The 11,850-nt window shown below is 68.8% G+C and carries 9 protein-coding genes; 7 read left to right on the top strand and 2 right to left on the bottom strand.

The genetic code is table 11. The annotated features are described in order from the left end of the window. Positions 1-214: 214 nt before the first annotated feature. The 7 genes from JGU66_12410 to JGU66_12380 all read left to right on the top strand — a co-directional run bounded on the left by JGU66_12410 (position 215) and on the right by JGU66_12380 (position 9,898). Positions 215-937 carry a hypothetical protein gene (locus JGU66_12410; GenBank protein MBJ6761571.1) on the top strand — a complete coding sequence of 241 codons (723 nt, stop codon included), beginning with the start codon at positions 215-217 and terminating at the stop codon, positions 935-937. A 28-nt stretch (positions 938-965) separates the two neighbouring features. Continuing rightward, on the top strand, positions 966-1,463 hold the full coding sequence (locus JGU66_12405) for a hypothetical protein (protein MBJ6761570.1): 498 nt from the start codon (positions 966-968) through the stop codon (positions 1,461-1,463). A 248-nt stretch (positions 1,464-1,711) separates the two neighbouring features. Further along, positions 1,712-2,260, top strand: a complete 549-nt coding sequence (locus tag JGU66_12400) for a chalcone isomerase family protein (GenBank protein MBJ6761569.1) — start codon at positions 1,712-1,714, stop codon at positions 2,258-2,260. 123 nt (positions 2,261-2,383) lie between these two features. Continuing rightward, the gene (locus JGU66_12395) at positions 2,384-3,196 is read left to right on the top strand and encodes an OmpA family protein (GenBank protein MBJ6761568.1); all 813 of its coding nucleotides are present in this window, start codon (positions 2,384-2,386) and stop codon (positions 3,194-3,196) included. A 30-nt stretch (positions 3,197-3,226) separates the two neighbouring features. Continuing rightward, a complete protein-coding gene (locus tag JGU66_12390; protein MBJ6761567.1) occupies positions 3,227-5,845 on the top strand; it encodes a TonB-dependent receptor in 2,619 nt (872 codons plus the stop codon). A 3-nt stretch (positions 5,846-5,848) separates the two neighbouring features. Next, entirely contained in the window at positions 5,849-6,718 is an 870-nt protein-coding gene (locus JGU66_12385) for a hypothetical protein (GenBank protein MBJ6761566.1), read from the top strand. 168 nt (positions 6,719-6,886) lie between these two features. Then, positions 6,887-9,898 (top strand): hypothetical protein, encoded by a 3,012-nt coding sequence (locus JGU66_12380; GenBank protein ID MBJ6761565.1) that lies wholly within the window; start codon positions 6,887-6,889, stop codon positions 9,896-9,898. Between the two features lie 45 nt (positions 9,899-9,943). Here the strand turns inward: JGU66_12380 and JGU66_12375 are convergent, their stop codons facing one another. Together JGU66_12375 and rraA are read right to left on the bottom strand one after the other, a co-directional pair. Further along, positions 9,944-11,200, bottom strand: a complete 1,257-nt coding sequence (locus JGU66_12375; protein MBJ6761564.1) for an Hsp70 family protein — start codon at positions 11,198-11,200, stop codon at positions 9,944-9,946. Positions 11,201-11,311: 111 nt separating this feature from the next. After that, positions 11,312-11,797 carry a ribonuclease E activity regulator RraA gene (rraA, locus tag JGU66_12370; protein ID MBJ6761563.1) on the bottom strand — a complete coding sequence of 162 codons (486 nt, stop codon included), beginning with the start codon at positions 11,795-11,797 and terminating at the stop codon, positions 11,312-11,314. Positions 11,798-11,850: the final 53 nt, after the last annotated feature.

Raw genomic sequence — 11,850 nt, 5'->3', positions numbered from 1 at the left:
CCAGCTCAAGCGGCTGATACATTTAATCTGGGATGTTAACGCGGGGCAGGCCGTGCCGTGTCGCTCGCACCGCACTGCGAGCGAACGTGGGGGGCAGGCGGGGGCGAAAGGTGTCGTCAAAGCAGGGGTGATTGCCTATAGAAGCAGGGCCATCATCCCGAGACTCACGCGGCCCTGCCCGGGGCCGTGCTCGGCGACATCACCGGAGGTCCCGCTGCTGAAGCATTCGTACGGCCGCGTCTTTCCCAGCGGTTCGCTGTTCTGGCTCGTCCTTGGCGTGGTGCTCATCTTCCTGGTGGTGGCGGCGCTGCTCGCGCTCGGCTCGGTGTACGTGTTGCCGCGCGCGCTGCTCGAGGCGCTCTTCCTGTCTCGCGCCGGGCTCTTCCTGTTCGTTCTCGGGATTCCGGCCGGCGTCTACGCCGTCGGGTGGCGCGCCAGCGACGTGTTCGCGTGGCTGCGCGCCCCGGAGGCGCTGGTGCTGGACGCCGAGGGGCTCCGCGCGGGCGAGACGCGCATCGCGTGGCGCGAGGTGCGCGGCATCGTCGAGAACCGCATGTACGCGCGGCTCGTCCTGGAGCACCCGGCCGGCACGTACCGGCTGCGGCTGGACCTCTGGGACGACGCGGACGCGCTCCACGAGGAAGTGAACGCGCGCGTCGTCCCGGTGCTGCTGGAGCGCGTGCGGCGCCAGGTCGCCCAGGGCCAGTCGGTGCGCTTCGGGCCGCTCGTGCTCAGCGACGCGGGGCTGACGCACAAGCGCCAGCTGCTGCGCTGGGAAGACATCGACAGCATCCGCCGCCAGGATGAGGAAGATGAATCCGTGTCGACCCGCGAGCTGATCATCGTCGCGCGCGGCAAGTCGCGAAAGATAGACGAGGCGAAGATCCCCAACGCACCCGTGCTCCTGGCCTACCTGTCGGCCCGACTGGCCGACTGACCCCTTCTCCAACCGCAGGCGTCACTTCATGCAAATCTACAGCTCCGCTCGGACGAAATCGAAGGCACAGCAGCCGCACGAACTCTATTACTCGCGGACCCGGCTCATCGCGGGCGCCGTGGCCTTCACGGGCGGGACGCTGCTCTTCGGGACGCTCACCTGGCGATTGATGGGCGAGCCCCTCTTCATGGTCCTCATCGGGCTCATCACGCTGGCCACGGCGTGGATGGTCTTCAATTGCATCCGCGCCCTGGGGCGTCTGGACAAGCCCGCGCTCGTCATCAGCCAGGAAGGCATCCTCTTCGAGGACGGCATGGTCATCGCCTGGGATGACATGGAGGAGAATACCTTTATCAACCAGACGTACATGGGCCTGCCCCTGATGCGCATGGTTCAAATCAAGACGCGACTGGAGCGCCCCCGGCTCAAGAAGCAGCGGGTCACCGCGCTCGGCATCTCGAGCGATGAGTACCTGGCGCTCTGCGACCGCTACAGCCAGGACGGCGCGCCCCCCTCGCGCCGCTGAGGCTCGCCGTGCCCCCCGCGGCTTGCGGACCCGACCCTGTCAGGCGGGTCCGCGAGCCATGTCGGACCGCCAGGGCAATCTCTCGGTTGCCCCGCGGACGTGGGGTCCTTTGTACGCCAACATCCTTGCCATTTCGCCCGGCTTGCCGTCCACTACCCCACAGCCCGGTGATCCAGGGTGGTGGCCTCATGCGGGCCCCGTGCGCACCGTTGCGATCACCGACGCGGCAGCAGCAAGGGGATGGGTGCATGACGGGGAAGCCATGGCGCAAGGGAACGGTGGAGCTGGCACTGGGGGTGCTTCTGGCCACCGGTGTCGCTCACGCGGGCCAGGCCGGTGGCGTGAACATGCCGGACTCGCTCCAGGTGGAGGGCCGCACGCTCGCGCTCGCCCACATGGAGCTCAAGCGCAAGCTCTTCTTCAACGTGTACGTCTGGAGCCTCTACCTGGAGGACTCGCCCTCGTGCACCACCCAGGCCGTCGCGTCGGACAGCCTCAAGCGCCTCCACTTCCGCTTCCTGCGCAACATCAGCCGCTCCCAGCTCGTGGAGAGCTTCCGGGACGGGCTGCGCCGCAACCCGAACCTGCGCGATGGCACGCTGCACCACGCCATGGAGACCCTGCTCAACTCGCTGCGTGACGTGCACAAGGGCGGTGACCTGGTCCTCACCTACGTCCCCGGCTCCGGGCTCCTCGTCGCGGGAGAGGCCACCGGCGGCCTGCTCATCCCCGGCAAGAACTTCGCGGATGCCCTCTTCTCCGTCTGGCTCGACGCGCACCCCATCTTCCCCCACTGAGCCTGCTCGCTCGCCCTCCGAGCAGGAAAGTTTCGGCTCAAAATTTCAGAACTCCGCGCCTGACGACCTGGGTCCGGGACGCTAGGCTCGCGCCTCCACCATTTGTCGGAGGGATGCGTACATATGCGGACACGTCTGGTGCTGGCGGCTCTCGTGGCTCTGTCCACGGGGTGCGTTTCGCAGGGCAAGTTCGACGCGAAGGCGCTCGAGGCGGAGCAGCTCGCGAAGAACCTCACGGACGAGAAGGGGGGCCGGCAGGCCGCCGAGGCGAAGGTGAAGGAGCTGGAGGAGAAGGGGGCCGCGCTGGCGCAGGAGAAGGCCGCGCTGGAGTCCCGGCTGGCCACCGCCGAGTCGCGCCTGACCGAGTCCGCGGCCGAGCGGCGGGGGCTCCAGGAGCAGAACGCGCAGCTCGCGGCGCTCAACGAGGAGCTGTCGCGCAACTCCAAGAAGCTGGCCCAGGCGAAGGAGGAGCTGGAGAAGAAGAGCTCCGAGTACGAGAGCCTCGCCCAGAGCCTCAAGCAGGAGATCTCCGACGGCAAGATCCAGCTCTCCGAGCTGAAGGGCCGCATGACGGTGCAGCTCAAGGACAAGATTCTCTTCGCCTCGGGCTCGTCGCGCGTGGGCAAGGAGGGCCAGGAGGCGCTCGCGAAGATCGCCGAGGCGCTCAAGGGCGTGAAGGGGAAGATGATTCGCGTGGAGGGCCACACGGACGACGTGCCCACCAGCGGCGGCGCGTTCCCCACCAACTGGGAGCTGAGCCTGGCGCGGGCCATGGCGGTGGTGCACTCGCTCCAGGACTCGGGCGTGGACCCCACCATGCTGTCGGCGGCGGGCTACGGGCAGTACCAGCCCATCGCGCCCAATGACTCGCAGGAGCACAAGAGCCTCAACCGCCGTATCGAAATCGTGCTCGCTCCCAGCCTCGGAGGACGCTAGGACGGTGCGCGGGAGACCCGCGCACCCCCTATGAAAACGCTCGCGTCCGTTCTCTGTCTTCTTCTCGCGTCCGCGGCCGTGGCCCAACAGGCCCCGGACGCGGGCGCCGACGCGGGTCCCCCCGCCGGTGTCCTCACCAAGCCCCCCGCGCTCAAGCGGCAGGTGGAGGCGACCTATCCGCCGGAAGCCGCCGCCCAGCAGCTCGAGGGCACGGTGGTGATGGTCATCGACATCTCGGAGACCGGCGCCGTCACCGCCGTCGAGGTGTCCCAGCCCGCGGGCCACGGCTTCGACGAGGCCGCGACGGCGGCCGTGAAGCAGTTCGAGTTCGAGCCGGCGGAGGTGGACAACGTCCCCGCGCCGGTCCGCATCCAGTACGCCTACCAGTTCGTCTTCCGTCCCGCGCCTCCCCCGGAGTCCGCGGATGGCGGCGTGGACGGTGGCGCGCCCGAGGCGCCGGTGAACTTCAGCGGCCGGGCGCTGGAGCGCGGCACGCGCAAGCCGCTGGCGGGCGCCGAGGTGGTGCTGCCGGAGCTGGAGCAGTCCGCCGTCACCGACGCGGACGGGCGCTTCTCCTTCCGCGGCGTGCCGGTGGGCACCCACTCGGTGCTGGTAGTGCTGGGCGGCTATGACCGCTTCCGCACCCAGGAGTCCGTCAGCGAGGGCCTGGAGACGCAGGCCACGTACTACGTGCAGAAGCGCTTCTTCAGCCCCTACGAGACGGTGGTGCGCAGCGCCCGCGAGCGCAAGGAGGTCACCCGCACCACCATCCAGGCCGCCGAGGTGCAGCGCATCCCTGGCACCCAGGGCGACACGCTGAAGGTGGTGCAGAACCTGCCCGGCGTGGCGCGCCCCGCGTTCAATGGCGGACAGCTCGTCATCCGTGGCACCAGCCCGCAGGAGTCCGGCGTCTTCCTGGACGGCCTGCGCATCCCGCTGCTGTACCACTTCGGGGGGCTGACCTCCGTCTACAACTCAGAGCTGCTGGAGGCGGTGGACTATCTGCCCGGCAACTTCTCCGCCTACTACGGAGACATCACCGGCGGCGTCATCAACATCCGCAGCCGCGAGCCCCGCACGGACCGCATCCACGGCACCGTGGGCATCAGCCTCATTGAATCCAACGCCGTGGTGGAGGGCCCCATCACGGACACGCTCAGCTTCGCGGTGGGCGGCCGGCGCTCCTATGTGGACCTGGTGCTCAAGGCCGTTCCCCAGAGCGAGGACGGCCCCAACCTCCAGACCGCGCCGCGCTACCACGACGCCCAGGTCAAGCTCGTCTGGAAGCCCGCCAAGGCACACACCTTCACGGTGCAGGCCCTCACGTCGCGGGACCGTCTGGCATTGCTGTTCGACCGTCCCGCGGATGACGACCCGTCCGTCAATGGCAACCTCGACGTCACCACGGGCTTCAACCAGTTGCGGCTGCGCCACCAGTACCGCGACGGCGCTCTCACCCTCGACACGCAAGGACTCCTCGGCAACACCCTCGTCCAGTTCGTCATTGGCGAGCGCAACCTACGCATCGCGTCAACCGATGTGTATCTGCGACCCACGGCCGAGTATGTGTTCAGTGATGCGGTGTCCGTCGCGGGCGGAATCGACATCGTGGCCAACTTCTCGAACGTCACCGCCAACATCCAGGCGCCGCCGCGCGAGGGCGAACCGCCCAGTCCGCTGGTGACGGAGAGCCTGGTCACCGCGGATGGACACTTCACGCAGTACTTCCCGTCGCTCTGGGCGGAGGTGCGCTGGAAGCCGCTCCCGGGGCTCCTGGTGGTGCCGGGCGTGCGCGCCGAGAGCTATGTCTTCACGGACCAGGAGCACCGTCAGCGCACGGTCAACCCGCGGCTGGCGGTGCGCTACGCGCTGACGGAGACGCTGTCGCTCAAGGGCGGCGCGGGCGTCTACCACGGGCCGCCCATCCAGGATGAGCCGACGGTGCCCTTCGGCAATCCCAACCTCGGCGCCAAGCGCTCGCTCCAGTACGGCGTGGGCGCCGAGTGGCAGCCCGTCCCCGAGTGGTTCGTCAGCAGCGAGGTCTTCTACAACGACCTGACCGGGCTCATCGTCCGCTCCAACGCGACCATCGAGCGCGACGGCGAATTGGTGCCCGAGCGGCTGAAGAACGGCGGCGTGGGCCGCATCTACGGCCTGGAGTTGCTCATCCGCCGCTCGCTGACGGACCGGCTGTTCGGCTGGATTTCCTACACGCTCAGCCGCAGCGAGCGTCGGGACGAGCCGGGCGCGGCGTGGCGCCTCTTCGACAATGACCAGACGCACGTGCTGACGGCCATCGCCAGCTACAAGCTGCCGCGGGGCTGGGAGGTGGGCGCGCGTCTGCGGTTCGCCTCGGGCAACCCCACCACGCCGGTGCTGGGCTCGCGGCGCGACGACACCACGGATGTCTTCATTCCCTACTTCGCCGCGGTGAACTCGCAGCGGCTGCCCTCGTTCAACCAGCTGGATGTCCGCGTGGACAAGACCTTCCTCTTCGACACCTGGAACCTGGATGTCTTCCTGGACGTGATGAACGCCTACAACAACGCGGCGGTGGAGGGCGTGGCCTACAACTACAATTACTCGCAACGTGAGTTCTTCAAGGGTCTGCCCATCCTGCCTGTCATCGGCGCCAAGGGGAGCTTCTAGGCCATGCGCAAGTCCATCCTCCTCGCCTCGGTCGTCGCGCTGGCCGCGTGCGGCCCCGACTTCGAACTCCAGAGCGAGATTCGCCGCGTCCGCGTGCTGGCCATCAAGAGCGAGCCGGCCGAGCTGGTGCTCGACCCGGGCGCCTCGCAGCTCCCGCCACCCGTCACCTTCACCGCGCTGGCGGTGACGCCGGACTCCCGGCCCGTCACCGTCACGTATGCGCTGTGCCGCGCGGACGTGAACCCTTACGGCGACACGGGCTGCCCGGGCTCGAACGGCGTCGAGCTGTCCGAGGGCGTGCTGTCCCTGAGCGACCCGCGCGTGCAGGCCATCCTGCGCGAGTCCTTCCCGGGCACGGGCACGGGCGGGGACACGCCGAACCTCAACGACCCCGCGGTGCAGAAGGCGCTCGCCCAGGGCATCCCCCTCTTCGTCGGCTACGAGGCCTCGGATGGCAGCGGCACGCCCGAGGGCATCGAGCGCGGCGTGCGGCGCGTGACGCTGCGGACCACCACGGCGCCCAATCACAACCCGTCCCTCTCGGACGTGCTGTGGAATGACGCGACCCTGGCGGGGCCGCTCCCGCTGGCCTCGGAGGTGCGCTTCCGCCCGGTGCTCGCCGACGGCAGCGCGGAGACGTATGACACGGCGGACGGCCCCAAGACGGAGCAGGTCTTCTACAGCTGGTTCGCCACCGGCGACGGCGAGGTGAAGGCGTTCCGCTCGCTGGAGCCCGTGGACGGCAAGCCCGGAGACCCGACGTCGAAGTACGAGACCGCGGACGTGCCTCAAACCGTCACGTTCTGGGTGGTGGCGCGCGACGGACGCGGCGGCGTGGACTGGCTGAGCCGCACGGTCCAGGTCGGGCCCTGAGAGGGATTGCCGCTTGGCCTGACGCGTGATGTCGGGAGGTTGCCTCCGTCTGGCGTTTGCGTAGGGGTGACTCGGTTTCTGTGGGGAGCAGGGCTGCCATGTAACCCACTTTTTTCTGGGACGTAGGGAGATGAAGGACCTCTCTCTAGACAGAAAAGGGTGAATCTCATGGGCCGAGTCCAAGGTGTCAGCAGCGGGAGCAGTGCTTCCGGGGCAGGTGCGCAGGCGGCGGCGGAACGCGCGGCGGAAGAGGCGCGGCGTGCGGCGGAGGCGGCGAGAAGGGCCGCCGAGGCCGCGGCCCGAGCGGCGGAGGCGGCTCGACGGGCCGCCGAGGCCGCGAGACAGCAACAGCAGGTCGCGCAGAAGTCCGTGACGGACGCGCAGAAGGCCACGCTGAAGCCGGGCCTGACGCCAGGACAGGCGCAGCAATCCAAGACAGCGCTGGACGCGGCGGGCCAGAAGCTGAAGCAGGCCACGGACCGCGTGGCCGCGGCGGACGTGAAGGTTCGGGACACGGCGAAGAAGGCGGAGACGGCCGCGCTCAAGGCCAACACGCTGGCCACGCAGACGAACGCGAAGCCGCCGTTCAGCCGGCAGGACCTCCAGCGCATCAAGACGGGGCTGGGCGAGGACGCGGCCACGTTCGACGGCCCGCCCGTGGGCTCGGAGTTCCGCAAGCGCTTCGGTCCTCAAGAGGGCCCGCAGGCCGCCAACAGCACCGAGGCCACGTCGCTGCTGACGGAGGACGCGCGCGACGGCAAGGCCAACTGCCTGGACGTGGCGGCGGATTGGATCGACAAGTCCTCGCCGGAGCTGCGCGGGCGCGCGGAGATGGTGTTCCTGAAGGACCAGCGCGCGGGCGCCGAGGGCGACTCGGGCCACGTCGTGGTGAAGCAGGGCGACAAGGTCTTCGACCCGACGAGCCAGAAGTCCTACGACTCCCTGGACTCGTACTTGAAGGAGCAGCCGCAATACCAAGAGGCGGGGCGCCTTCCGGCCAAGGACGTGAAGAGCATCCTGGACGCGCCTCCGGGTTCACCCGAGCGTCAGGCGGCCATCACCAAGGCGGGCGTGCCTCCCGAGCTGCAGCGGATGATGGTGGCGGACAACGCCAACCTCCCGCGCAACCAGCCGGTGAACCCGTCGGACCTGCCCAAGCAGGAGCCCACGCCCAACCAGCCGCTCAATCCCAAGTCGGTGGCGGAGGCGAACGACTATTACGACAAGCTCATCAAGAAGGCGCCCGTCACGAACCGGGATACGGACATCCGAGGCAAGTTCTTCGGCGTCATCGAGGAGAAGAAGAACGACCCGGACTTCATCGCCCAGTTCGTCAAGCGCCTGAAGGATGACAAGGAGTTGGACGGCATCGTCGCGCCCAAGGGCTCCAGCTTCTTCGACACGAAGGAGAATGGCGAGTACACGCTGACCACGAAGGACGGCGAGAAGACGCGCGAGCAAATCCTCGGCGCGCTCAAGTCGGCGCGTGACAAGGGCTACCTGGGGGACCAGGACCTGCGCGACCTGGCGGGCACCAACCCGACCTGGAAGAACATCGGCGCGCGGCTCGGCGTGGAGCGGCTGGGCACGGACCCGGCGCACGCGGGCCCCATCAATGAAATCAAATCCAAGACGGGCGAAGTCACCAAGGCCAACGACGCCGTCAAGGAGAAGAACACCGAGCTGCAGCGCCAGCTCGCGCGCGTGGGCCCGGGCCTGACGTCCGAGCAGAAGCAGAAGTACATCGAGGCCTACCGCAACGACCCGAAGAACAAGGCCGTCTACGACACCGCGGACCAGAAGAAGCGCGAGCTGGCCGAGACGCTCCAGAAGCCCGCCAACGCCGCCGTGCTGGCGCGCGCCTCCATCCAGGACCCGGCGGCGCGTCAGGCCATCTACGACGCGATGAAGGAGGTGGCCCACTCGCCCGACCCGAAGGTGGCCGTCGACTTCGCCAAGCAAGTCCAGAAGGACCCCGAGCTGAAGAAGGCCTTCGGGACGCAGCCGGACTTCGAGAAGGACATCACCGCCCCGGCCGTGCAGAACCTCGCGGGCAAGTACATCGCCGCGAACCCGGGCGAGCCCAAGAAGGCCTACGAGCAATACAAAGAAGACATCAAGGGCCTGGTGGACTCCTACGCCAAGCCGGGCGTGGAGACGAAGGGCTCGGCGGCGGATGGCCAGCAGGCGTGGGCGGACCTGGACGGCGCGGCGGACGGTGACCCGGACAAGCTCAAGTCCCTCACCGAGGACTGGGACAACGCCAGCCCCACGACGCGTGCCCTGAGAGGCGGCGCGGTCGCCTTCTACGCCGCCTGGGGCAAAGACAAGCTGGACAACCAGGCGTACGCGGATGGCATCAAGGACCTGGCCACCGCGGGTGAGCAGGGATTGGAGCTGGCCGCTGGCGCCACGCAAAGCCTGGTCAACGCGGGCAAGCTCGGGAGCAAGGGCGCCACCTTCGCGAAGCTCGCCGCCGAGTTGTCTCCCGCGCTGGGCGTGGTGGCCAACGCCGCGTCCCTCGCGTCTCACACCCAGAAGACCGCCGAGACGAAGAACCCGGCCTATGCCGTGGCTGCCTTCGGCGATGCCATCGCGGTCCTGGGCAGCGTCGCGCAAACCCTCCCAGGTGGCGCGGTCGCGGGCAGCCTCACCCGTGGCTTCGGCGAGGCCTTCAGCGGCGTCGCGGAGTTGGTGGGCAACGGCATCGAGGACATCAAGAAGAACGACGACATCAAGAAGTACCTCCAGGCCGCGCTCCCCAACGACAAGAACTACCAGGAGCAGCTCCTCCACGGGGACTCGCACCAGCTCGCGAACCTCACGAAGGACATGGGCCTGTCGCCCGAGCAGATCCAGGACTTGTCCAAGCAGCTCCCGCTGGTTCGAGGCGAGGGCCAGGACAACGCGCTGCCCATCCTCGCGCAGCGCCTGAAGTACGGCGGCGTCACGGGCGAGCAGGCGGCGGGCCTGCTCAAGGCCGTGGCCCAGAGCGACCCGAAGGACCCCAAGGGCGCGCTGCGTCGCCTCCTCACGCCGCTCAACCTGGACTCGTCGTCGCAGCCCATCCGCAACCGGCAGGAGCTCATCGACAATCTCTCCCGGTACACGAACGGCAACCCTGCCGCCCAGGCCGCCGTCGACTACCTCAAGAGCCTGCCGGTGGAGCGCCCGCGATAGGACAGACAGGGGACCTGGGAGTCTTGGGCTCCCAGGTCCTCGGGCTCACGCCGAGAGGTTGGCGGAGGCCCGGCCGAGACCCTCGGCCACGGAGGTGAAGGCATCGGCGGTGCGCACGCGGTCCTCACCGAAGCGGCGCACGTACAGCTCGCGCACGGCGGGAATCTGCGACGAGCCACCCGTGAGGAACACCGCGTCGATGTTCTTCGCCTCGGGGTGGCGTGACAGCAGGCCGTCCGTGCACTGCTCCAACTCGTCGAGCAGCCCGCGGCTGGCCTCTTCGAACTCGGCGCGGGTGATGGGCTCGTGCAGGTGGATGCGCGCCTCCTCGAAGTCGATGGTGGTCGACTCCTCGCGCGACAGCTTCACCTTCGCGGCTTCGATGGCGCGGAACAGGCGGTAGCCCAGGTTGTCCATCACCAGGTCGTGGAGCGCTTCAATCTCCGCCGGGCGGTCGCTCGTCTCCAGCATGACCTCCAGCAGCTCCTGGGTGGACTTCTCGCGGATGAAGGACATCTCGTGCCAGGAGAGCAGCTTGGCCAGCACGTGCTGCGGAATGGGCAGGCGCTTCTTGCTGATGCCCATGACCTTGTACGTGGAGCCGGCGCCGAAGCGGGGCAGCAGCTTGTAGCGCATGATCTCCGCGTCGAAGCGGTCGCCACCCACGCGCACGCCGGTGGAGCCCACTACGTCCGGGCGCCGGTCCGGGTTGCCTCGGCGCGAGGGCCCCAGCTGCATCAACGTGAGGTCCGTGGTGCCGGCGCCGAAGTCCGCCACGAGCACCAGCTCGTCGCGCGTGAGCTGCGCCTCGTAGGCGAGCGCGGCGGCGATGGGCTCGATGAGGAACTGGATGTGCGTGAAGCCGGCCAGCTCGGCGGCGCGGCGCAGGCGCTTCTCCGCGAGCGCGTCCCGCTCCGGGTCTGACGTGAAGACGGCGGGCCGTCCGAGCACCACCGCTTCGGGAGGGCCCCCCATCCGCTCGCCCGCGGCCTCGCGCACGCGACGCAGCAGCACGGCGACCAGGTCCTCGATGGTGTACGTGCGCCCGCGCACCTGGGTGGCGCGGAACGAGGTGCTGTGGAGGAACGACTTCACGGACTGGATGAAGCGTCCGGTGTTGTCCTCCAGGTAGCGCTGGATGGCGTCCGCCCCGGCGTAGAAGTTCTGCTCTTCGTCCGGGAAGAAGAGGACGGAGCGGAACAGGCGCGGCTCCGTCGTGTGGGGCTGCAGGGGCAGCACGGTCCCGTCAGGGAGTGCGGCGGCGGTGTTGCTGGTTCCGAAGTCGAGTCCGCAGGCACGCATGGGGGGGCGCCCCTTATCACTCTCGTGGCCCAGGAGGCAGTCAAAGTGGGCCTGGCTGGCTCCCCACCGACACGGGAAGCGGGCAGGGTCTCACCGGCGGTGACGCGTCGCTCAGGACAGCGCCGTGTCGGAGACCACGAGGCCGTCCGAGTCCGCGTAGAGGTGCTGCCCCGGCCGGAAGGTGACGCCCGCGAAGCGGACCTCCACGTCGCGCTCGCCCTCGTTGCGCTTGAGGCTCTTGCGGGGGTGGGTGCCCAGCGCTTTGACGCCCACCGCGATGCGAGCCACGTCGTCCGCGTCTCGGATGCAGCCGTTCACCACCACCCCGGCCCAGCCGTTGCGCTCGGCGAGCAGCGCGAGCTGGTCTCCCACCAGCGCGCACCGCAGGCTGCCGCCGCCGTCCACCACCAGCACGCGGCCTCGCCCTTCCTCTTCCAGCGCGCGCCGCACGAGCGAGTTGTCCTCCAGCGCGTGCACGGTGCTGATGGGGCCGAAGAACGCGCGACGCCCGCCGTAGTCGAGCAGTCCGGGGGAGGCGACCTGGAAGTGGGGCGCGCTGCCGTGGGTGTCACAGAGGTCGGCGGTCTTGAAGGTCATGGCGCCACCACTCTAGCCGCGCGCCCTCGACCGTCGACTTGCCCATTGGGGCA

It is taken from the genome of Myxococcaceae bacterium JPH2, assembly GCA_016458225.1.
Lineage (GTDB): Bacteria > Myxococcota > Myxococcia > Myxococcales > Myxococcaceae > Citreicoccus.
Note: the sequence above shows the minus strand (reverse complement) of the source record. Positions and strands in the feature narration are given on the sequence as shown.